The following is a 21,039-nucleotide window of genomic DNA, read 5'->3' as shown; positions in this document are numbered from 1 at the left end:
AGTGACTCAGCGCCGCTCCAGGCGGCGCCACGAGCCCGCGTGCCCGGTCTCCTCGAAGCCCTTGAGGGTCCCGGGCAGCGGCGCATCCCCGTACACCAGCAGGGCGCTGAAAGGCGCCAGCTGCTCCTCGGAGCCCGCGTCCATCCACTGGGGCAGCGACTGGCCCGGACGGAAGCGCACCGGTTGGTGATCCGCATCGGCGAAGAAGTGGTGCCCCACCCCGCCCTGCGTCGCCGTCCACCACTGGCCCAGGTGCTCCAGGTAGACGAGGCGGCTTCCCTGGGCCCGGTTCCCCACGAGTGAGACGTAGCCGTGCACTCCCGGCGGCGGAGGACTCGCCACCAGTGTTTCGAGTCCCGCCACCTCCTGCTTGAAACGCCAGTGGTAGCGCGCCGTCTCCGCGAGTGACGCCACCACCACGAGCAACAGCAGGGTTCGCAGCCGCCGATCGATGCGCGCCGGGTCCACCAGCACGAGGGCGACGATGCCCGCGAGCACGGGCAGGCGCACGTGGATGAGCCATGCGCCCGAGAGCGCCTTGGGCGTCACCAGGAAGAGGGCCCCCAGCGCGAGGAAGAGCACCCAGGGCGCCCGAGGCTCCTCGCGCCGGTGGCGCAGGTACGCCACCACGAACACCAGCGTCACCAGCACCGGGCCGATGACGGCGAGACGGCCCTCGGGACGGTAGTTGCGCAGCAGCCAGTTGAAGTGGGAGCCCCAGCCATAGTCCGTGGCCATGTGGTTGCCGGGGGTGACGGCCCTCGATGCGAGCGTCAGCACGCGGGTCGCGCAGAGTGCCAGGGGAAGCGCGAACCCCGCGGCGGCGAGACCTATCGCTCGTCTCCGATCATCCGAGGTGAGCGCGAGCGCGGCCACGCCCACGCAGAGCGCCCCGAAGGCCACGAGGTGCGAGAGCATCGTCGCCGTGGACAGGAGCGCGAGCCCCACTACCGCGCCCACCATGCGCCCGGAGCCGCGCAGCGCGTGCAGGTAGAGCGCGAGCGACAGCAGGGCGAGCGGCAGGGAGAAGAGGCTCGGCAGGAAGCCGTACCAGTAGGAGATGTTGAAGGCGAGCGGGAGCCCGAACACCACCGTCCACGCGGGCCGGTGCAGGACGCGTGTGAACGCCAGGTGGGCCAGGGGGAAGAGCATCAGGGCCGTCCAGGCGGCCAACCGCGCCGCGAAGGCCCCATTCGTCAGCAGCGTCACCGGCAGGAAGAGCCAGATGGGCAGCCCGTAGCCGAGCGGGAAGTGCGCCTCGTAGTAGGCGGACACCTGCGGATTGCCGCGGAGCAGTTCCGCGAGTGTCTGCATCTGGGCCGCGTGGGCGGGCAGATCCACGGCGGGAGGAATGCCGCTCACGCACCACGCGGCGAAGAGCCCCCATGCCATCAGCAGGAGGGCGATCTTCCAGGATTCGCGCGGGGGGGCAGGTGCGGCCTGCGGCTCTCGGGACATTCCGGCCCGCCTTATACCGCTTCCAGAGGGGAACCCGGGGTCCGTGGCACCCTCACCCTGTCCCTCTCCCGGAGGGCGAGGGGAAATGGGTTAGCGCGGGTCCTCGGGCTCCTGCTCGCGCTCCTTCTTCGTCGGCGGCTTCGACGTCTTGCTCCGCTGGGGTACCGCCACCGCGTCTCCCAGTGGCGTCGGCTGGCACTCGCATACCGTGCGCCTCGTGCTCCCCTGGTGCACGAAGATGCACGCGTTCGGGCACTCCTGGAGCTGCCCTTCCTCGAACAGCGCCAGCGAATACCCGCGCACCGACTTCAAGGCCTCGGCGCACTCGGGCATCGCCTGCGTCAGCCTCGGCCACGGCACCAGGTGCTGGGTCGTCACGCCCCGGCTCGTGGGCGAGAACGAGAAACCCACCTGGCAGTCCAGCGTCAGCGGCTTGCCGTCCTCGCCCAGTGGCTCCACGTGCACCCGCCCTCCCTCGGGCAGGTCGCGGAACACCGCGCTCGTGAGGGCCATCCGGCCGTCCGCCCCCCGCCGCACGTGCAACCCGAAGCAGGCCTCTTCACGCGCCTCCTCCGGATTCTGGGAGCCCGGACGCGCGCAACGCTGGCGGCCCTCGGTGGCCTGCACGCTCGGCCGGCGCAGCACCAGCGTGTCCCCCTGCACATCCACCGTGGCGCGGAAGCGGCCCCAGACGTCCGGCCCCAGCCGGCCCAGCGTGGCCGGGTTCCTCCAACCCACCCCGGCCTCCATCACCAGGGGCGTCACCCCCAGTCCCGACGTCACCTCCACCGCGTCCACCAGGTAGGCCCTCGGCGGCAGGTTGGCGGCCGTTTCCAGCGCCTGGAATCCCTGCGCATCCGCGGCCCCCATCGCCAGCCGCGAGAAGGGCTCGCGCGAGCCCAGCACGAAGGGCCCCGTGAGGGCCGGCTCTCCCTGCGTCACCCGCGCCGCCAGCAGTGGCCAGTCACCCACCGGGTCCCTCGCGAGCTCGAGCCGGTGCACCTCCTCGGCAGGGTCCCCGCCAGGAGCGGCCGCGTCGGCGAGGTGCTCCGCGCGCGGGCGGGACTTCTCGAAGGTGATCTCCCGGCGCAGCGGGTCCACCGTGAACGCATAGGCGGCGAGCACATCGGCCCCCAGCGTCACCGCGCAGGCCCGCTCATCGGTGAGTCCCATGCCACGAGGCCCCAGGTTGATACCGCCCACGCGCAGGCCCGGCAGGCGAACCAGGGGCCAGTCACGCAGGGTCCCGGGCACGCCGTAGACATCCGGAACACGCGCCGAGCCCATCACGGGCGGAGGCGGTTTCTTCTCATCCCAGCAGGCCGAGGACACCGCCGAGAGCCCCCGGGCCACGTCCAGCACCACCGGCACCGGACGCCCATTCAGCTTCCCCTCCACCACGAGCCGCAGGTTCGGCGAGGGCAGCAGAGGCAACGTCTGGCCCACGAGACTGCCCGGGGCCTCGGGCGCGGCGGGGCCCGCTCCCCGGTGACACCCGGCGAGCAACAACAGCAGGGCCCCGAGACGCGCGCTCCTCATCGGCTACTTCCGCGGCTTGGTGAAGTCGTCGATGCGCGTCCCCTCGGGCGGGTTGATCTTGAAGGCATCCGCCCCGACGCCCACGTTCGTCTTCAGGTTGATGAAGGCGATGGCGTTCTCGCTGCCGTCCGGGTCCACCACCGTGCTCTTCAGCACCTGCGCCGTCTTCGAGTCCACCTCCAGGCGCACCTGCTGGAAGCGCGGATCCGGCTTGAGGGGATCCAGCACCAGGAGCGTGCCCTTGCAGTCCTTGCACGCGCCCTTGCTGATGGAGAACTCGTCCGCCAGCTTGCCCTGGCCGAAGAGGAACGTCACCGACGCGGAAAGCTGGCTGGTGTCGATGCGGCCCACGCTCAGCGTCTGCGCCTCGGGGTCGTACGCGTACACCTTCTCGCCGGCCAGCACGAAGGTGCGCGTGGAGGGCTTCAGGTACTCCCAGCGCATCAGGCCCGGCTTCTTGTAGATGACCGTGCCCGTGGACGATTGCGTGCGCCGCAGGACCTTGTACTTGTAGTCCTGCTTGAACTCGGCCGAGAAGTCCTGCGTCTTCTCGTAGAAGGCCTGCATCCGCTCCACCAATTCCTTCACCTCGGGAGCGATCTTCTTCGCGGCGGCCTTGGGGGCCTCGGCGGCCTTCGGCGCTTCCGCCTTGGGAGCGGCCGGAGCAGGGGCCGGCTGAGCGGGCGCCTGAGCAACCACCTGGTGGGCAACGGTGGTAGGCACCGGAGCAATCACCGGCGCGGCGAGCAGGGTCACGAGCAGCTTCTCGAGGTACATGGCTTGAGCTCTCTCCAGGCGGGCGAGCCGCCCGCGAATCCAACTGTACCTACAGACGGGGCACCCGGCCCGGCATTCAAGGCCTGGAGGGGGGCGCCTTCTTGAAGATGCGCTTCCGCTGTTTCACAGCGAGCATATAGAAGCGGTCGCGCAGCACCTGGGCCTCGGCCTCGGTGAGGTCTCCCACGTGCCCGAGGTGCTCCTCGCGCCAGGAGATGACCCGGGTGACACAGGCCGACACGGCGGCGGAAATGTTCAGGCTCTGGCTGAAGCCGCGCATCGGAATCCAGAAGGTGCCGTCCGAACCGTCCAGCACCTCCTGGCTCACCCCTTCACGCTCGTTGCCGAAGACGAGGGCGATCTTCGAGTCGAAACGCATCGAGTACAGGCTGGTGGCGTCCTCGCGGATGGCCGAGGCGTAGATCGAGAAGCCCCGCGACTTGAGGTGCTCGCGGCACGAGGCGAAGTCCTTGTAGAGCTTCACGTCGAGCCACTTGTCGCACCCCTGCCCCACCCGCGAGTTGGGCATGAACGGCGCCGCGGGGTTGACGATGACATGCACCTCCTGGAGGCCATTGGCCTCGCAGGTGCGCAACACCGCGGCGATGTTGAAGCTGTCCTCCAGCCGGTCCAGCACGATGGTGAAGGTGCGCGTGCGCTGGGAGATGACCTTGTCGATCTTCTCCTTGCGCACGTCGAGCAACAGGGACTCCGCGTCGATCGGAGCCTTCTCGAGCTTCTCGTAACGGGGGCCGCCACCAGCCATCGCGTCAGGACCTCCGGGCCCGCTTCGGCGCGGCCTTCTTCGCCGCCGCCCCGCGTGCCGGTGCCTTCTTCGCCGCGGCCTTCTTCGTCACCACCCGCTTCGCCGCCGCCTTCTTGGCAGGCGCCTTCTTCGCGGGCGCGGCCTTCTTCGCGGGCGCCTTCTTCACCGCCGCCTTCTTCGCGGGCGCCTTCTTCGCGACTGCCGCCTTCTTCGCGGGCGCCTTCTTCACCGCCGCGGCCTTCTTCGCGGGCGCCTTCTTCGCGGGCGCCTTCTTCGCGGCGACCGTCTTCACCGCCGCCGGAGCCTTCTTCGCGGGCGCCGGAGCGGCCTTCTTCTCCGCCCGGGGCTTGGGCGGCGGCTCCACGTGCAGCTTGTCCGTGCGGCCGGTGAAGAGCACCTCGGCCACCGCGTCCAGCAGCGGCTGCATGCCCTCGCCCGTGGCGCACGAGACGGGGAACACGGCGATGCCGCGCTTGCGCATCTCCTCCGTCAGCTTCCCGAGCCGCTCCTGCGCGTGCGGCAGATCCAGCTTGTTCGCGGCCACCACCTGGGGCTTGTGCGACAGCTCCTCGCTGTACTTGCGCAGCTCCTCGTTGAGGATGTCGAAGTCCTTGAGCGGCGCCCGGTCCTCGACCTCGGTGCCCATGTCCAACAGGTGGATGAGCACCTTGCAGCGCTCCACGTGCCGCAGGAACTGGTGCCCCAGCCCCACGCCCTCGCTGGCGCCCTCGATGATTCCGGGGATGTCCGCCATCACGAAGGACAGGCCGTCCTTGTACTGGACCAGGCCCAGGTTGGGCACCAGCGTGGTGAACGGGTAGTCGGCGATCTTCGGCCGCGCCCGGCTCACGACGGAGATGAGCGTGCTCTTGCCCGCGTTGGGGTAGCCCAGCAGTCCCACGTCCGCCAGCAGCTTCAGCTCCAGCCGCAGGGTGCGCTCCTCGCCCTTGGTGCCGTCCTGGGCGAAGCGCGGCGTCTGCCGCGTGGAGGTGGCGAAGTTCATGTTGCCCAACCCGCCCCGGCCGCCCTTGCACACCACCGTGCGCTCGCCGGCCGTGTTCAGGTCCGCCAACACCTCCTCGGTGTCCACGTCGCGGATGATCGTCCCCACCGGCACCTTGAGGATCAGATCCTCGGACGAGCGGCCATTGCAGTCGCTGCCCATCCCGTTCTCGCCACCCTTCGCCCGGTGGTGCTGCTGGTAGCGGTAGTCCAGCAACGTGGTGAGCTGCGGATTGGCCTCGAAGATGACCGAGCCGCCGTCTCCCCCATCCCCACCATTGGGGCCGCCGCGATCGACGTACTTCTCCCGGCGGAAGGCAACGGCCCCGTTGCCCCCGTCTCCGGCCTTCACGAAGATGCGGACTTCATCGACGAATTTCATCCCAGACCCCAGAAATGCGGAACGGGCCGCCTCCACGTCCCACGCCAGGAGGCGTATGGACCGGGAGCGACCCGCTCACGAGGCAAACAGGGAACCGGCCAGGGCCAGTTCCCCTTTCAGACGACGCGCGGACTAGGCGCTCGTCTGCGCCGGGTGCACGGAGACCTTCTTGCGGTCCCGGCCCTGGCGCTCGTACTTCACCACTCCGTCCACCGTGGCGAAGAGCGTGTAGTCACGACCGAGCTTCACGTTGGCGCCCGGGTGGATCACCGTGCCGAGCTGCCGCACGAGGATGCTCCCCGCGCTGACAGTCTCGCCGGCGAACACCTTCACGCCGCGGTACTTCGGATTGGAATCGCGACCGTTGCGCGAAGAACCTTGTCCCTTTTTATGAGCCATGACACCGATTCCTGATGAGGCCGGCGCGCCTCACAGCGCTCCGGGAAGTTGTGACCCGGACTAGCCGGAGATGGAGGTCACCTTGACCTCGGTGTAGGGCTGACGGTGGCCACGGCGGCGCGTCCAGCCCTCCTTCTCCTTGCGGAAGTGCAGCACCTTGCGGTGCTTGTCCTGGGCAAGGATCTTGCCCACGACCCTGGCGCCCGACACGGTCGGACGGCCCACCTTCGGGCTGTCCGAACCACCGAGCATCAGGACTTCGTTGAAGGTCACCTCGGCGCCGACGTCTCCCGTGACCTTCTCGATCCGGAGCACGTCGCCCTCGGCCACGCGGTACTGCTTCCCGCCCGTGCGAATGACTGCGTACATCGTTGAACCCCTGAGTTTTGTTCCGGGTTGATTCAACCCGTGAAAGGCCGGCGTGCATTTCGGACGTGAAAAACCGTCCTACGATGCAAAGGTCGCCCGATCTACGGGAGAAGGACAGGGGAGTCAAGGCAGATAGCACTCGGTGGCGCACGGAGTGCACTCCCGGAGCCCCCACCCCTCGCCCTGCCCACCCGTGGACAGGCGGTACTCCCTGGCCCGCCCGGCCGCCTGCCCCGCCGGTAGGCTGGGCCCTCCCCTTCTACTAGGAGTGCTCCCGATGCGGAAGTCCGGATGGATGCTCGCCCCCCTGGCCGCCGCGCTGCTCCTGAGCGGGTGCCGGAGCACCGCCTGCGCGGATCTGGCGGAGGCCTATGCGGAGGTGGGCCGGAAGTCCCAGCCCTGCGTGGAGCAGGCGCCCCTGCCCGCCTTCGAGGCCGGCCGGTGCGAGCAGAACCTCCAGGAGTGCGACGGGGATGACCTGGAGCGGCTCCGGGCCCAGGTGGAGTGCTACGAGCGGCTCGGCACCTGCCAGCCCGAGCAGCAGGCGTCCTTCTTCCAGGCCCTCACCGCCTGTGACAGCAGCGGCAACGCCCTCAGCAACACCTGCGAGGCGGCCATCTTCTAGCCCGGCGGCTCCTGGACGTACCCCAGAAGCCAGCCGGACCGCGGACCGCCTAGCAGCCCGGGACGTTCTGGAAGCAGTTGAAGAAGTTCGTGCAGGACTGCAGCTCGAGACAATCATTCGTCCCGTTCTCCCAGTCCGCGCGCTCCGAGGAGGTGAGGTCATCCGTGCACTTCGTGTACTGGTCCGTGCACTCGTCCGCGCTCAGGCCCGCCGGGAGGATGTTGCACTCATCCGCACGCTTGCAGAACTGCTGCTCGGTGGAAGAGCAACCAACGACGAGACTGCTGCAGGCCAGCGCCACGGCCATCTGAATCCGGAACATCCTCATGGGTCTTCCCTCCCTCATCGAAATCCCGCTCCACGGCGACAGGAGGCGGGGGTTCACTTCATGTATGGGGGCGTGACTGCCGGAGAAAGGTCCCCATGTCAACCAGACGGGGCGGCGTCCCTGGGAGCGGGGACAGTTCACCTGCCCCCGGGAGGGCGGCTAGAGTGCGCACGCCATGTCTCCTTCCCCCCGCCGCATCCCCCTCGTCAACCTGTCCCACTACCGCTCCGGTAACCCCGAGGAGCGAGCGCGCTTCGTCCGGGTGTTCGGAGAGGCCCTCAAGGAGTTCGGTTTCGTCTCCGTCGAGGGTCACGGCATCGACGACGGGCTCATCCGCCGCACCTACGCGGACGTGGAGTCCTTCTTCCGCCTGCCGGAGCAGGTGAAGCACCGCTACCACGTGGCCGAGTTCGGCGGTCAGCGCGCCTACACCCCCTTCGGCAAGGAGCACGCGAAGAACCGCACCGTGGGCGACCTCAAGGAGTTCTACCACGTGGGCCGTGACCTCCCCGAGGGCCACCCGCGCCGCCCGGACACCGCCGCCTACAACGTCTGGCCGGAGGAGGTGCCGTCCTTCCGCACCCACACGCTCGACCTCTTCAACGCGCTGGACGAGGCCGCGGGGCTGATGCTGCAGGCCGTGGCCGAGTACTTCGGCATCGAGCGCAACACCTTCAGCGACATGGCGCAGGACGGCACCTCCGTGCTCCGCGTCATCCACTACCCGCCCCTGAAGGAGAAGTTCATCCCCGGCGCGGTGCGCGCCGCCGAGCACGAGGACATCAACCTGCTCACCCTGCTGTGCGAGGGCACCGCCTCGGGCCTGGAGATCCTCACCCGCGACGGCGAGTGGATTCCCGTGGACACGCTGCGCGGGCAGATCGTCGTGGACTCGGGCGACATGATGAGCCGCATCACCAACGGCGTCATCCCCGCCACCACCCACCGCGTGGTCAACCCGCCCTCGGCCGCCGAGGACAACACGCGCTACTCCATGCCCTTCTTCGTGCACCCCTATCCGGAGTGCGTGCTGAAGCCCCTGCCCAGCACCGTGACGCCGGAGAAGCCGGGCCAGCCCCCCATCACCGCCGACGCCTTCCTCAAGCAGCGCCTGCGGGAGATCGGCCTCATCAAGTAGTCTCGGCGGCGTGGAGACTCCCACGCACGCCTGCTGCTGGAACCTGCTCCTGCTCGGATGGCTGGCGATGGCTCCCGGTGTTGCCGGGGCCGAGGAGTTGCCCCGTCCCCTCCTGCGCCCGGGCAACGTCGACCTGCGCGTCGAGGGGGCCGCCTCGATCCTCCCCCTGTCCCTCGAGGCCGGGGCCACCGTGGAGGCCGGCGTGCTGCCCATCGCCACCGGCACGCTCTCCCTCGGCGCGGAGCTTGGCGCCAACCTGTGCGCGCTCGCCTGCTGGGTTCCCAACCTCTTCTCCGAGCGCGACACCTCGCGCTGGGACCTCTCCGTCGTGGGCCGCCTGGGCTACCACTTCACCGTGGCCAACCGGAACTACAGCCGGATGGACCTCTTCGGAGTCCTGCTCGGGGGCATCTTCGAGCCGCACACCACCGTCACCGCCCCCGGCTACCGCTTCGAGGGCCGTGGCCGGGGCGTCATCCTCGGGCTCGGCATGGGAGGGAACTATTTCCCCTCCGCCTCCCGTTTCTTCCTGGGCTTCGAGGCCCGGCTCCGCTTCTCCACCGGCACCTACGCGCTCACCCTCACCCGGGGCACCTACGACTTCACCGAGGAGGATCGCCGGTGGCTCCAGTTCGGCCTCAGCACCGCCTTCTTCGTGGGAGTACGGCTTTTCTGACCCATCGAGCCCGTAAACCATCGATTTCCAGACCTTTGACGAGGCCCACACCCTCGTCTTCGGCAACGGCGCCAACGGCCCCAACGTCGAGGCCTGGATGGCCAGGGCCCGGAAGCTGCGCGACGACAAAGACAATCCGCTGGACGCCAACGGCATCAAGTACGCCCTCTTCAGCCAGATGCGCCAGGTGAAGTAGCCGCGCGCACGGCCCGAGCCGCTGGAGACCGGCTTCGTCTTCAGCGGCTCGCCCCCGCGCCTCAGTGCACGAGTCTTCCGGACGCGGAAGACGTCTCCTCGCCCACCGGAGCACCGCCCGCTTCGAGCAGCTGGAGGAGATCCTTCGTCGTCAGCCGTGCCGCGGCGTCCGTCCCCTCGAGAATACCCGCCACGAGCGCGCGCTTGTCCGCGTGCAGCGAGAGGATCTGCTCCTCGATGGTTCCACGGGTGACGAGCCGGTACACCGTGACGGGTTTCTCCTGGCCGATGCGATGGGCTCGGTCGGTGGCTTGATCCTCCACCGCCGGGTTCCACCAGGGATCCAGGTGGATGACGTAGTCGGCCGCGGTCAGGTTGAGGCCCGTTCCTCCCGCCTTCAACGAGATGAGGAACAAGTCGCCCTCGCCGCGCTGGAAGGCCTCCACCCGTTTCGCCCGAGCACCCGCCGGGGTCGAGCCATCCAGGTACTGGTAGCGGAACCCCGCCCGGTCGAGCTCCTCGCACACCAGGGCGAGGTGCGAGGTGAACTGGCTGAATACGAGCGCGCGGTGGCCCGCGTCACGGAGCTCCTCGAGCAACTCGAGCAGGCGGCGCATCTTGGAGGAGCCGACGCTCGATTTCGAGTCGTAGAGCCGCGGATGGGAGGCCAGCAGCCGCAGGCGCGTCAGGGCCGCGAGCACCTGGAATTGCTGCTGCTCGTTGCGCACGCTCCTCCCCTCCTTCGAGACCTCGGCCACGGCGGCCAGGCGCGCGTCCTCGTAGAGCGCCCACTCTTCCTCGGAGAGCGCGACGGGGACCTGAATCTCCGTGCGGGACGGCAGCTCACGAGCCACCTCGCGCTTCGTGCGACGGAGCAGGAAGGGCTTGATCACCCGGGCGAGCGCCTCTCGCGCCTCGGGGTCCTTGCCACGCTCGATGGGCGCGGCGAAGCGCTCACGGAACTGCTCCCAGCTCCCGAGCAGGCCAGGGAAGACGATGGAATAGAGGCTCCACAGCTCCCCGAGATGGTTCTCCAGGGGCGTGCCCGACATCGCGAGCCGGAAGCCGGCATTCAGCTTTCGCGCGGCGCGGGCCCGGTGCGTGGCCGGATTCTTGAGCGCCTGGGCCTCGTCGATGACGAGGGTGGCGAAGGTGACGGCGCTCAGGCTCGCGATGTCCCGCGTGAGCAGGCCATAGCTGACGATCAGCACGTCCTTCTTCGTGAGCTTCACGAGACACGCCGCACGATCCGGCTGCTCGGCGTAGAGGATGGGGCGGAGCTCGGGCGCGAACCGGCGGAGCTCCTCCACCCAGTTGAAGCCCACGGACGTGGGGCAAAGGACGAGCGCGGGCCCGAGGCGTGTCCGGTCCACCAGCACCGAGATCGCCTGCACCGTCTTCCCGAGGCCCATGTCGTCCGCGAGGCAGGCACCCGCGCCCCACGCGGCGACCCGGCTGAGCCACGCATGCCCCTCCACCTGATAGTCACGGAGGGTCGCCTTGAGCGCCGCGGGCGGCTTGGGCCGGAGCGACAACGAGGCCGCGAGGCGCTCGGTGAGCAGTTTCCAGGAGGGAGCCGCCTCCACCTCCGCTCCCGCGCCGCCGAGTGCCTCGATCGCGGGGACGGCACCGGGTGACAGCTCCACCCTCCCGCTTCGAATGAAGGCGTGGTCGGAGACGGCCTGGAGCCGGTGGCGCAACGTGTCGCTGAGCTCGACCCATCGCCGCTCGTCGACCCGAACGAACCGCTGCTGCCGCCGCGCCGCATCGAGCAACACCGCGAGCTCGAGCCGGCCCACTTCGACCTTCAGCTGGCCGTTGATGCCGAACCAATCCCGCTTCCGTTCGATCTGGACTTTGAGCGACTCGGGGCCGATCGACGACATGACCCTCGGCTTCTCGTCGAGCCATTCGACGGCGAGTCCACGCGGCGGATTCTGCAGGGCGGCGACGAGCTCCAAGGCGGAGTCGGTGTCCTTCATCCGGAAGCAGTAGGGAGGGCCTTCTTCCGAATTGGCGAGCGGAAGCGTCGAGAGCATCGCACGCGCCCGCTCATCCTCGGTGAGCAGGGAGCGCCGCACGTACGCGCGCTCGGCGCCTCGCAGCAGCAGGACGTCCCGGGGACCCACGCCCGGATGGAAGAGCGGTGCACCCGGACCCGGACGCACGAGTAGCTCGAGCTCGAGCGATACGTCCGGAAGGAGCCTCAACCGGACCACCGTCTCCGCCTCGGAGGCAATCTCGCGGCCCTTGAGCGACTCCGGGACGACCAGCGGGAGGCGGGCCTCCAGGCGCGAGAGCCTTTCGAGCAACGGCTGCTGCGCCTCGGGGGGGAACCGCGCGCCGTGCTTCTGGAGCAGCTCGAACAGCTGGCGGGCCTCGTCGCTCACGTCGATGAGCAGGCACCGGCCCCGCTGCTCCTCGGCGGTGAAGAGCGGCTCGCCCGGCACGAAGGACTTCATCAACGCGGTGAGCAGGCGTGCATCGAAGACCTCGCCGTCGACGGAGGGCTCGAGCCGGATATGATCGCCAGACGGCACCGCGATGAATCCCAGCCGGACCCGCTTCAGCTCGAGCGGCTCATCGGGCGAGACGTCGAGCGCCACACGCGGATGTCCCACGAGCGCGAGAAAGGCACGGGCCGCGTACGTGCTGCCCCGGGCGCCCGGGCGTGCCGACCAGGAGGAGAAGAGCTCGGCGACGCGCAGATCCTGTTCGGAGAGGGACTCTCGGTGCTCCTCGAGCAGGCGGGCGGGAGTCGTGCGCGCCCCCGAGCTCAACGTGCCCCGGCGGTTCCGCTTCTTCACCGAGGGCACCGCGGTGAGCATCCCGAGCTCATGCTCGATGCGCCACCACACCTCGATGAAGGTGCGCGGCTCGGCGAGCTTCGCCTCGAATACCTCGAGCGCCTTGAGGGCCCGGGCCCAGGAGGGCCGCAGGAGCTCATCGGCCAGGACCCGAGCCTCGTCGCGCCGCGCGGGGTCTTCGAGCAGGTCCAGCGTGGCATCGAGCAACGCGAGGGCATGCGTGCAGCCACCGCCCCGGGCCTCACAAGTGCACTCGAGCCGGGGCTCGCCATCATTCGGGAACGACAGCCTCGACTCGGCCGCGAAGGAGCCATAGGACGGCCCGCCCCGAACGCGCCGCCAGCGCTCCTTCCACGAGACGGCACAGGGCTCGGCGAGGAACGACCAGGTGCCAGAGGCCCGTGCGGCGCGGGAGCGGGGATGGGCACGCGGGCGGATGCCGCGCCGGAGCTGCATCAACCGGGACCAGAGCACCGCGAGGCCGGGGTCCTCGTGCGACTCCGGACGCGAAACCTCCTCGAGCACTCCGAGCCGGACGGATTCCGCCTCATCGGCCAGGAACGCCGCGACAGCGAGGGGCACCGCCTCCTCGAGGACACCACGAGCACGGGCCGCCAGATAGCGCGCGGCCCCCTCGCGAGAACCGATGTCCCGGATCGGCAGACCGCTGAGCGCGTAGCGTAGGCTGTTCTTCTGCGCCTCATCCACCGCGAGTGCGGGCAGCAGCACCTCCGCTGAGGTCGCCAGGGCGTCCTGGAGCGAGTGGGCCTCGGCCCATTGCTCCAATTCCTTCCGGGTCCCGAAAGGCGAAGGGAGAACTACAGGTCCGGAAGAGGCGGGGGTGCGAGGCGTGGGGAGGGACACGGAGGCGGCGGAGTGTAATCGCGAGGGAGGGCCGGTTCAGCCCGGGTTGTGATGCCTGGGCAGCGAGAGAGCAGGCGCCACCGGACAGGGCACGGATGCCATGGCAGCCGCGTCATGCCGGGAGCGTTGCTCGGGCCGGGTAACACGCAAACCCTCGGGATTCCAGAGGGGCGCAGGTGGCCTGAGGTCTGCATTGGGCGGCGGCCCACAACAAGGAGGATGTACCCATCATGAAGAAGCTCACCTTCGTTCTCGCTCTCTCGCTCATCGTTGGCTGCGGCGCCGTGCAGGACTGGTCGGGAACCTACGAAGGCACCTCGAAGCGCGCGGCGAGTGCCACGGAACTGGAGGCCGCAACGGCAGTGAAGGACGTCTGGAAGGTCACCCACAACAAGAACGACGGCGTCATCCAGATACTCCGCGAGCGCACCGGAGACGCGGCCTGCACCCTGCTCGCGAGCCACGGGAGCGACAATCACGGCGGATACGGCGCGGAAATCGAGGCGAACCAGAAGTGCGTCATCAACGGCACCGAGCACATCCTGAGCAGCGGTGAGCTGTACCACACGGACGTCGAAGGGTTCGAGCTCCAGTGGAAGACGTCCGCTGAAGGCGACGTCGTCCTCGTCGAGCAGGGCACGCTCACGAAGAAGTAGCGCCCTGCCCTTCCAATCGGGGGGAGCGCCTCTTCCGAGGGCTACTCCCCGATCTTCTTCTTGAGCAGCTCGTTGACCAGGGCCGGGTTGCCCTTGCCCTTCATGGCCCGCATCACCTGGCCCACGAAGAAGCCGAAGATGTGCTTCTTCCCGGCCTTGTACTTCTCCACCTCGCCGGCGTTCTTCGCCAGCACCTCGTCCACCACCGCCTCGATGGCGCCCGTGTCGCTCACCTGCGCCAGGCCCTTCTCCGCGATGATGGCCTCCGGGTCCTTCCCCGTCCGGAACAGCTCCCCGAACACGTCCTTGCCCGCGTTCGCCGAGATGCTCCCCTTCTCCACCGCCGTCAGCAGGTGGGCGAACTGCACCGTCGTGAAGCGCAGCGTGGTGACGCTCCCGCCCTCCTCCTTCAGCAGCCTCAGCAGCTCTCCGAGGAACCAGTTCGACAGCCGCTTGTAGTCCTTGAAGTGCTGCGCCACCGCCTCGAAGTAGTCCGCCAGCGGGCGCTCCGCGCACAGAATCTTCGCGTCATACGCCGGCAGCCCGTACTGGCTCGTGAAGCGCGACACCTTCGCCTTCGGCAGCTCCGGCAGGGACCTGGCCACCTCGTCGATCTGCTCGTCCTTCAGGTGCAGCGGCGGCAGGTCCGGCTCCGGGAAGTAGCGGTAGTCGTGCGCCTCTTCCTTCGAGCGCATCGAGCGCGTCACGCCCTTGTTCGGGTCGTACAGCCGCGTCTCCTGCTCCACCTTCCCGCCCGACTCCAGCAGGTCCACCTGCCGGGAGATTTCATACTCGGTGGCCTGCTTGATGAACCGGAACGAGTTGATGTTCTTCAACTCCACCCGCTGGCCGTACTCCGTGCTGCCCTTGCGCATCACCGACACGTTGACGTCGCAGCGCAGCGAGCCCTCCTCCATGTTCCCGTCATTCACCCCGATGTAGACCAGCACGTCTCGCAGGGCCTTGAGGTACTCCACCGCCTCGTCCGCGCTGCGCAGGTCCGGCTCGCTGACGATCTCCAGGAGCGGCACACCCGCGCGGTTCAGGTCCACCAGGCTCTCGGCCGCCGAGGCGTCGTGCACGCTCTTGCCCGCGTCCTCCTCCATGTGGATGCGGCGGACGCGGATGACCTTCTCGCCCTCGGGCGTGTCGAGGGTCAGCTGTCCCCACTCGCAGATGGGCTGGTCGAACTGGGTAATCTGATAGCCCTTGGGCAGGTCCGGATAGAAGTAGTTCTTCCGGCTCCACACGCTCGTCTTCTTGATGGTGCAGCCGAGCGCCAATCCCGTGCGGATGGCGAACTCCACCACCTTCGCGTTGAGCACCGGCAGCACGCCGGGCAGGCCCAGACACACCGGGCAGGTGTTGTGGTTGGGCGCCGCGCCGAAGCTGGTGGCGCAGTGGCAGAAGATCTTCGTGTGCGTCAGCTGTTGGGCGTGGACCTCGAGCCCGATGACCGGCTGGAAATCGCTCAGGGGCATGGCGTCTCCGGAACTCTCTAGATGGGGGCCGGGCGGCGCACGTAGTCGTGCTCGCGCTCGAAGGCCCGGGCGATCCTCAGCAACTTCGCCTCGTCGAACGGGCGGCCCATGAGCTGCAACCCGATGGGCAGGCCCGCCTTCGTGAAGCCGCACGGCAGCGACACGCCGGGCAGTCCCGCCAGGTTGCACGGCAGCGTGCACACGTCCATGAGGTACATGGACACGGGGTCGTTCACCTTCTCGCCCAGCTTGAAGGCCGGCACCGGCGAGGTGGGCGTCACCAGCGCGTCCACCTGCGTGAAGGCCTTCGCGAAATCGTCGCGGATGAGCGTCCGCACCTTCTGGGCCCGCAGGTAGTAGGCGTCGTAGTAGCCCGCGCTCAGCGCGTAGGTGCCCAGCATGATGCGGCGCTTCACCTCGGGGCCGAAGCCCTGGTCACGCGACAGGCCGTACATGTCCCGGAGGCCCTTCGCATCCCGCGCCCGCCGGCCGTAGCGCACGCCGTCGTAGCGGGCCAGGTTGCTCGAGGCCTCCGCCGGGGCCAGCAGGTAATAGGTGGCCAGCGCGTACTTCGTGTGGGGCAGCGACACGTCCACCAACGTGGCGCCCAGCCGCTCGTAGGCCTTCAGCGCCTCGCGCACGGAGGCTTCCACCTCGGGGTCCATGCCCTCGACGAAGTACTCGCGGGGCACGCCCAGCTTCAGGCCCGCGACTCCGTGCTCCAGGTCCGCCAGGTAGTCCGGCACGTCCGCCGGCGCCGAGGTGGAGTCCCGCGGATCATGCCGCGCCAGCACCTGCAGCAGCGCCGCCACGTCTCCCACCGTGCGAGCCATGGGGCCCGGCGCATCCAGCGAGGAGGCGTAGGCGATGACGCCGTAGCGCGACACGCGCCCGTAGGTGGGCTTGATGCCCACGGTGTTGGTGAACGCCGCCGGCTGACGGATGGAGCCACCCGTGTCCGTACCCAGTGTGCCGAACACCTCGCGCGCCGCCAGCGCCGCCGCCGAGCCTCCCGAGGAGCCTCCCGGCGTGCGCGTCACGTCCCACGGGTTGTGGCAGGGGCCATAGGCGCTCGACTCGTTGGACGAGCCCATGGCGAACTCGTCCTGGTTGAGCTTGCCCAGGATGGGCGCCCCCGCCTCCTTCAACAGCCGCACCGCGGTGGCGTCGTACGGGGGAACGAAACCCTCGAGGACGCGCGAGGCACACGTCGTCTCCACGCCCTCGGTGAGGAAGATGTCCTTCACGGCCACGGGCACGCCATCCAGGGGCCCGAGCGGGTTGCCCTTCTTGCGGCGAGCGTCGCTGGCCTCGGCGGCCGCGAGGGCGCCGTGCTCGTCCAGCCGCAGGAAGGCCTTCACCTTCCCATCCACCTGGGCGATGCGCGCCAGACAGGCCCGCGTGGCCTCCACGGAGGTGGTTTCCCCCGAGGCCAGCTTCGCCGCCAGCTCCAGCAGGGTGAGGTCGGTCAGCTGCATGGCGTCACTCCAGGATCTTCGGGACGGCGAAGCTGGTGCCCACCTTGGCCGGCGCGTTGGCCAGCGCCTTCTCGGGCGGCAGCGAGGGCCGCGTCACGTCCTCGCGCAGCAGCGAGGACGCGAGCGTGGCATGCGAGGTCGGCTCCACTCCGCTCACGTCGAGCTCCTGCAACTGCGCCACCGCGTCCAGGATGGCGGAGAGCTGCGTGGCGTAGCGCTCCTCCTCCTCGGGCGAGAGCGACAGCCGGGCCAGGGTGGCCACGTGCCGGACCTGCTCGACGGTGAGCTTCATGGACCCGACCTCCCTTGGACTACTTGTTCTTGAAGAGGTTGAGGACGGCGCCCATCCACCGGCCATCCTTCTCGTGCGACATCTGGTGCTGCAGCCGCTCCAGCTCGCCCCCATCCAGGAAGATGCCGTGGCAGTTGAAGCAGGTGTCGATCTCGATGTCGCCCCGCTTGACGGCCTGCAGGTCCATGCCGCACTTGGGGCACTTCATGAAGTGCAGCTTCTTGAGGTCCTCGCGCTGCTGGGCGGCCAGCGACTGGGACTGCTGGAGGGCCAGCTTGCGCTTCTTCTCGATTTCCTCGCGAGCGAAGTACTCCTCTTCAGTCGACGACGGCTTGTCCTGGGTGGACATGATGTAGGTCTCCTTGGTTTCACTACGCGGCCGGAGCAACATACATGCTCCGCTCCCGGGTGGTGCTTCAAAGTGGTAGCGCCGTGTACCTCTGGACGCCCGCCGGAAAATTGACCGGACCCCCTCCCTCCCTACACTCCGCGGACGGCTGCTACAGCCCGCTACGGGGAGTGAGAGGAAGTCATGGCGGAACGGAAGGCCAGAGCGGAGAAGACGGTCCTTTCGCGGCAGGACATCGCCACGCGCCGCAAGGCCCTGGCTGAGAAGAAGGCGCAGAAGGGAATCGGAGGAGAGTCAGGGCCCGGACAACGGGCGCTGCTCGGCCTCGTCCTGATGGCAGCCTCGGTCCTGTCGTTGGTGTCGGTGGCGACCTTCAGCGCGAAGGACCGCAGGGGCCCGGGCTTCGAGAACGCGGTGGGTCCCATGGGCCACCTCATCGCCGAGGGCTTGAGGGGAATGCTCGGGGTGTGGGCCTACCTGCTCCCCCTGTGCGGCGTCTACGCGGCCATGGTCGTCTTCGTGGGCAACCGGGAGCGGCGCCGCTGGCCGCAGCTGGTGGCCTTCGTGCTGCTCACCCTGAGCGGCGCGGTGCTGGCCCAGCTCTTCATCGGCACCCAGCCCGGCCAGGCCCACCCGCCTGGAGGCTTCGTGGGCGCCACGCTCGGCGGCATGATGGTGGGGATGTTCTCCACGGTGGGCACCATCATCCTGGTGACCACGGTGTGTGCCGCCGCGCTCATCGTCGGCACGCAGTACACCTTCCTCAAGCTGTGCTCGCTGGCGTGGGCCGGGGCCTGTGTGGTGGGCCGGCGCGTACAGGAGAACGCCCTGCTCTTCTGGGAGCAGCAGAAGGAGGCCTACAAGGAGCGGCAGGTGCGCGCCGCCCAGGAGAAGGAGGAGGAGGACGCCTTCCTCGCGGAGCTCGAGGAGGAGGAGGCCGAGCTGGAGGAGGCCGAGCGTCTGGCCCTCGAGGCGGAGGAGGCCGAGCAGGAGGCCATGGCCGAGGAGGCCGTGCGTCTGGCCCGCCAGGAGGAGAAGGAGCGCGCCACCGCGGCGAAGCTGGCCGCCAAGGATGCACGCGAGACGGCGAAGCAGACCGCACGCGAGGCCCGGGAGAAGAAGCTCGAGGCGGGCCAGCAGCCCGTCATCGTGACGCCTCCGGCCGCGCCCGCTCGCCCGGCGCCGGGAGCGGATCCAGCGTGGGCCGCCTTCCTGTCGCCCTCGCCCGCCGCCAACGCGCTGCCCAACGTCCCCGCCGCGCCCGCTGCCGCCGCGCTTCCGGCCGATACCGCGAAGGGCAAGCGAGGCAAGGCACCGAACATCGTCACGGGTCCCGAGACGCCCGCCGACGCGCAGGACTCCGAGCCCATGGTGGCCGCCGCGCCCCTGGCAGCGGCGTCCGCTCCGGCGGCCCAGGCTCCGGCCTCGCCCGCGGCCATCGTGCCGGCTCCGCCCTCGGCGCTGGCGCGCACGCCGCTCATCGTGGAGCCCAAGGCACCGCCCAAGCCCACCGCCGTCGCCATCAAGAAGAAGGATCAGGAGCAGTTCCAGTTCGTCGGTGGCCGCACCAGCTTCTCGCTGCCCCCGCTGGACGTGCTGGAGATCGAGAAGAAGGAGCGCTCGGCGCTCGACAAGGACGCCTTCCTCACCACGGCGGAGAAGCTGCGCGCCAAGCTGGCGGACTTCGGCATCTCCGGCGAGGTGGTGGAGATCCGTCCCGGCCCCGTGGTCACCATGTACGAGTTCCTCCCGGGGCCCGGCATCAAGGTGAGCAAGATCGCCGCGCTCCAGGATGACCTGGCCATGGCCATGGAGGCCATGCGGGTGCGCATCGTGGCGCCCATCCCCGGCAAGGGAGTGGTGGGCATCGAGGTGCCCAACCGCGACCGCGAGACGGTGTACCTCAAGGAGATCGCCGAGCAGGACGTGTTCCAGAAGGCGGGCAGCCGGCTCACCATGTGCGTGGGCAAGGACATCGAGGGCATGCCGTACGTCTTCGACCTGGCCAAGGCGCCCCACCTGCTCATCGCAGGCACCACCGGCTCGGGTAAGTCCGTGGCGGTGAACTCGATGATCATGAGCATCCTCCTGAAGTCCACGCCGGAGGAGGTCCGCTTCATCATGGTGGACCCGAAGATGCTCGAGCTCTCGGTGTACGAGGGCATTCCGCACCTGCTGTTGCCGGTGGTGACGGATCCGAAGAAGGCGGCGCTCGCGCTGCGTTGGGCCGTGGAGGAGATGGAGCGGCGCTACCAGATGCTGTCCGAGGCGGGCGTGCGCAACATCGCCGGCTTCAACAAGTTCGTGGAGACGCAGGACGCGGAGAAGTCCAACGCGAAGCCCGCCGAGGAGTCCGCGAAGAAGGCCGCGCCGAAGAAGCCCAAGAAGGTGGTCGTGGTGGACGTGGCCACGCCCGAGGACGCCGTCATCGAGGAGTCCCATTCCGCCAGCGCCAACGCGGGTCCCGGGGTCGCCGCCCCGAAGGACGACGTGGAGGATCTGCGCGAGGCCCTGCCCGAGCCCGAGGAGGCTCCGGAGAGCATGCAGGCCGCGGACGAGGACGACGACGACGGGATGTCCGACGCGGTGGACGCGGCGCTCGAGGCGGCCGGGGAGTCCGAGTCGTCGCGGGAGGAGAAGCGGGAGTGGAAGAAGCTGCCATACATCGTGGTCATCATCGATGAGCTGGCGGACCTGATGATGGTGGCCAGCCGCGAGGTGGAGACGTACGTGGCGCGCCTGGCGCAGATGGCTCGAGCGGCCGGCATCCACCTGATGGTGGCCACGCAGCGTCCGTCCACGGACGTCGTCACGGGCATCATCAAGGCCAACTTCCCCACGCGTATCAGCTTCATGCTGCGCTCGAAGCCGGACTCGATGACGATTCTCGGCACGGTGGGCGCCGAGGCGCTGCTGGGCATGGGCGACATGCTCATCATGCCGCCCACGAGTGCACACCTGCAGCGTGTGCACGGCGCGTTCGTCTCGGAGAACGAGATCAAGCACGCGGTGGACCACCTGAAGGCGCAGGGCAAGCCCGTCTACGATGACTCCATCCTCAAGCCGCGCGACGATGAAAGCGAGGGCGGTGGTGGCGAGGAGGACGAGCTGTCCGACGAGCTGTACGACCAGGCGCTGGCGACGGTGAGCGAGATGAGGGCGGTGTCCATCTCGATGCTGCAGCGCAAGATGCGCATCGGCTACAACCGGGCGGCGCGCATGATCGAGCGGATGGAGCGGGACGGAGTGGTGGGCGCGGCGGACGGAGCCAAGCCGCGCGAGGTGCTCATCCGCGGAGTGGGCGAGATGCCCGGAGCCGGAGCCGCGTAATCCCACGCCGCCCATGCCCCTCCCCCGCCAATATCCCCTCTCCCTCCGGGAGAGGGACGGGGTGAGGGTATCGAGGCCCCAGGTTGAACCCGTGTATGCCCCCTCTCCCTCTGGGAGAGGGCTGGGGT

General features: G+C 68.9%; 18 protein-coding genes. 5 read left to right on the top strand and 13 right to left on the bottom strand.

Going from position 1 to position 21,039, the window contains the following annotated elements; genetic code table 11:
• Positions 1–6 precede the first annotated feature (6 nt).
• From BO221_RS40960 to rplU, 7 genes are all read right to left on the bottom strand, one after another.
• On the bottom strand, positions 7–1,458 hold the full coding sequence (locus BO221_RS40960; protein WP_073566368.1) for a hypothetical protein: 1,452 nt from the start codon (positions 1,456–1,458) through the stop codon (positions 7–9).
• Positions 1,459–1,548: 90 nt separating this feature from the next.
• Positions 1,549–2,997, bottom strand: a complete 1,449-nt coding sequence (locus BO221_RS40955; RefSeq protein ID WP_073566367.1) for a hypothetical protein — start codon at positions 2,995–2,997, stop codon at positions 1,549–1,551.
• Positions 2,998–3,000: 3 nt separating this feature from the next.
• Entirely contained in the window at positions 3,001–3,774 is a 774-nt protein-coding gene (locus BO221_RS40950) for an outer membrane lipoprotein carrier protein LolA (protein ID WP_073566366.1), read from the bottom strand.
• Positions 3,775–3,850: 76 nt separating this feature from the next.
• A complete protein-coding gene (locus tag BO221_RS40945; RefSeq protein WP_073566365.1) occupies positions 3,851–4,540 on the bottom strand; it encodes an RNA methyltransferase in 690 nt (229 codons plus the stop codon).
• Between the two features lie 4 nt (positions 4,541–4,544).
• Positions 4,545–5,924 carry a GTPase ObgE gene (obgE, locus tag BO221_RS40940; RefSeq protein WP_073566364.1) on the bottom strand — a complete coding sequence of 460 codons (1,380 nt, stop codon included), beginning with the start codon at positions 5,922–5,924 and terminating at the stop codon, positions 4,545–4,547.
• A 132-nt stretch (positions 5,925–6,056) separates the two neighbouring features.
• The gene (gene rpmA, locus BO221_RS40935) at positions 6,057–6,323 is read right to left on the bottom strand and encodes a 50S ribosomal protein L27 (protein ID WP_043394103.1); all 267 of its coding nucleotides are present in this window, start codon (positions 6,321–6,323) and stop codon (positions 6,057–6,059) included.
• Positions 6,324–6,383: 60 nt separating this feature from the next.
• Positions 6,384–6,692: a 50S ribosomal protein L21 gene (gene rplU, locus BO221_RS40930; RefSeq protein ID WP_043394101.1), complete on the bottom strand. Its 309-nt coding sequence runs from the start codon at positions 6,690–6,692 to the stop codon at positions 6,384–6,386.
• A gap of 277 nt (positions 6,693–6,969) precedes the next feature.
• Between rplU and BO221_RS40925 the strand changes: the two genes are divergently transcribed.
• The gene (locus BO221_RS40925) at positions 6,970–7,317 is read left to right on the top strand and encodes a hypothetical protein (protein ID WP_073566363.1); all 348 of its coding nucleotides are present in this window, start codon (positions 6,970–6,972) and stop codon (positions 7,315–7,317) included.
• Positions 7,318–7,366: 49 nt separating this feature from the next.
• On the opposite strand, the gene BO221_RS40920 is transcribed toward BO221_RS40925, so the two are convergent.
• Positions 7,367–7,645, bottom strand: coding sequence for a hypothetical protein (locus tag BO221_RS40920; RefSeq protein ID WP_073566362.1), 279 nt, complete (start codon positions 7,643–7,645; stop codon positions 7,367–7,369).
• 175 nt (positions 7,646–7,820) lie between these two features.
• Between BO221_RS40920 and BO221_RS40915 the strand changes: the two genes are divergently transcribed.
• Together BO221_RS40915 and BO221_RS40910 are read left to right on the top strand one after the other, a co-directional pair.
• Complete coding sequence (locus tag BO221_RS40915; protein ID WP_073566361.1) at positions 7,821–8,783, top strand: isopenicillin N synthase family oxygenase; 963 nt, start codon at positions 7,821–7,823, stop codon at positions 8,781–8,783.
• Between the two features lie 10 nt (positions 8,784–8,793).
• Entirely contained in the window at positions 8,794–9,459 is a 666-nt protein-coding gene (locus BO221_RS40910; RefSeq protein ID WP_073566360.1) for a hypothetical protein, read from the top strand.
• Positions 9,460–9,716: 257 nt separating this feature from the next.
• Here the strand turns inward: BO221_RS40910 and BO221_RS40905 are convergent, their stop codons facing one another.
• Positions 9,717–13,247 carry a DEAD/DEAH box helicase gene (locus tag BO221_RS40905; protein WP_233166485.1) on the bottom strand — a complete coding sequence of 1,177 codons (3,531 nt, stop codon included), beginning with the start codon at positions 13,245–13,247 and terminating at the stop codon, positions 9,717–9,719.
• 308 nt (positions 13,248–13,555) lie between these two features.
• Between BO221_RS40905 and BO221_RS40900 the strand changes: the two genes are divergently transcribed.
• Entirely contained in the window at positions 13,556–13,981 is a 426-nt protein-coding gene (locus BO221_RS40900; RefSeq protein WP_073566359.1) for a hypothetical protein, read from the top strand.
• Between the two features lie 41 nt (positions 13,982–14,022).
• On the opposite strand, the gene gatB is transcribed toward BO221_RS40900, so the two are convergent.
• Genes gatB through BO221_RS40880 form a run of 4 tightly spaced genes read right to left on the bottom strand, consistent with a single transcriptional unit; the run spans position 14,023 to position 17,581 of the window.
• Positions 14,023–15,462: an Asp-tRNA(Asn)/Glu-tRNA(Gln) amidotransferase subunit GatB gene (gene gatB, locus BO221_RS40895; protein WP_073566358.1), complete on the bottom strand. Its 1,440-nt coding sequence runs from the start codon at positions 15,460–15,462 to the stop codon at positions 14,023–14,025.
• Between the two features lie 17 nt (positions 15,463–15,479).
• Entirely contained in the window at positions 15,480–16,940 is a 1,461-nt protein-coding gene (gatA, locus tag BO221_RS40890) for an Asp-tRNA(Asn)/Glu-tRNA(Gln) amidotransferase subunit GatA (protein ID WP_073566357.1), read from the bottom strand.
• A 4-nt stretch (positions 16,941–16,944) separates the two neighbouring features.
• The gene (gatC, locus tag BO221_RS40885) at positions 16,945–17,232 is read right to left on the bottom strand and encodes an Asp-tRNA(Asn)/Glu-tRNA(Gln) amidotransferase subunit GatC (protein WP_073566356.1); all 288 of its coding nucleotides are present in this window, start codon (positions 17,230–17,232) and stop codon (positions 16,945–16,947) included.
• A 19-nt stretch (positions 17,233–17,251) separates the two neighbouring features.
• Positions 17,252–17,581 (bottom strand): zf-TFIIB domain-containing protein, encoded by a 330-nt coding sequence (locus BO221_RS40880; protein ID WP_073566575.1) that lies wholly within the window; start codon positions 17,579–17,581, stop codon positions 17,252–17,254.
• Positions 17,582–17,764: 183 nt separating this feature from the next.
• On the opposite strand from BO221_RS40880, the gene BO221_RS40875 reads away from it, so the two are divergent.
• Positions 17,765–20,911 (top strand): DNA translocase FtsK, encoded by a 3,147-nt coding sequence (locus BO221_RS40875; RefSeq protein ID WP_073566355.1) that lies wholly within the window; start codon positions 17,765–17,767, stop codon positions 20,909–20,911.
• Positions 20,912–21,039 lie beyond the last annotated feature (128 nt).

The organism is Archangium sp. Cb G35 (genome assembly GCF_001896145.1).
In the GTDB taxonomy this organism is placed as follows: Bacteria; Myxococcota; Myxococcia; order Myxococcales; family Myxococcaceae; genus Archangium; species Archangium violaceum.
The sequence above is the reverse complement of the archived record's forward strand: the minus strand, read 5'-3'. Positions and strand labels throughout refer to the sequence as shown.

What these genes read in the sequence shown, in the direction of transcription:
- BO221_RS40960 (WP_073566368.1), bottom strand. Translation starts at nt 1,458, where the DNA reads ATGTCCCGAGAGCCGCAGGCCGCACCTGCCCCCCCGCGCGAATCCTGG.
- BO221_RS40955 (WP_073566367.1), bottom strand. Translation starts at nt 2,997, where the DNA reads ATGAGGAGCGCGCGTCTCGGGGCCCTGCTGTTGTTGCTCGCCGGGTGT.
- BO221_RS40950 (WP_073566366.1), bottom strand. Translation starts at nt 3,774, where the DNA reads ATGTACCTCGAGAAGCTGCTCGTGACCCTGCTCGCCGCGCCGGTGATT.
- BO221_RS40945 (WP_073566365.1), bottom strand. Translation starts at nt 4,540, where the DNA reads ATGGCTGGTGGCGGCCCCCGTTACGAGAAGCTCGAGAAGGCTCCGATC.
- obgE (WP_073566364.1), bottom strand. Translation starts at nt 5,924, where the DNA reads ATGAAATTCGTCGATGAAGTCCGCATCTTCGTGAAGGCCGGAGACGGG.
- rpmA (WP_043394103.1), bottom strand. Translation starts at nt 6,323, where the DNA reads ATGGCTCATAAAAAGGGACAAGGTTCTTCGCGCAACGGTCGCGATTCC.
- rplU (WP_043394101.1), bottom strand. Translation starts at nt 6,692, where the DNA reads ATGTACGCAGTCATTCGCACGGGCGGGAAGCAGTACCGCGTGGCCGAG.
- BO221_RS40925 (WP_073566363.1), top strand. Translation starts at nt 6,970, where the DNA reads ATGCGGAAGTCCGGATGGATGCTCGCCCCCCTGGCCGCCGCGCTGCTC.
- BO221_RS40920 (WP_073566362.1), bottom strand. Translation starts at nt 7,645, where the DNA reads ATGAGGATGTTCCGGATTCAGATGGCCGTGGCGCTGGCCTGCAGCAGT.
- BO221_RS40915 (WP_073566361.1), top strand. Translation starts at nt 7,821, where the DNA reads ATGTCTCCTTCCCCCCGCCGCATCCCCCTCGTCAACCTGTCCCACTAC.
- BO221_RS40900 (WP_073566359.1), top strand. Translation starts at nt 13,556, where the DNA reads ATGAAGAAGCTCACCTTCGTTCTCGCTCTCTCGCTCATCGTTGGCTGC.
- gatB (WP_073566358.1), bottom strand. Translation starts at nt 15,462, where the DNA reads ATGCCCCTGAGCGATTTCCAGCCGGTCATCGGGCTCGAGGTCCACGCC.
- gatA (WP_073566357.1), bottom strand. Translation starts at nt 16,940, where the DNA reads ATGCAGCTGACCGACCTCACCCTGCTGGAGCTGGCGGCGAAGCTGGCC.
- gatC (WP_073566356.1), bottom strand. Translation starts at nt 17,232, where the DNA reads ATGAAGCTCACCGTCGAGCAGGTCCGGCACGTGGCCACCCTGGCCCGG.
- BO221_RS40880 (WP_073566575.1), bottom strand. Translation starts at nt 17,581, where the DNA reads ATGTCCACCCAGGACAAGCCGTCGTCGACTGAAGAGGAGTACTTCGCT.
- BO221_RS40875 (WP_073566355.1), top strand. Translation starts at nt 17,765, where the DNA reads ATGGCGGAACGGAAGGCCAGAGCGGAGAAGACGGTCCTTTCGCGGCAG.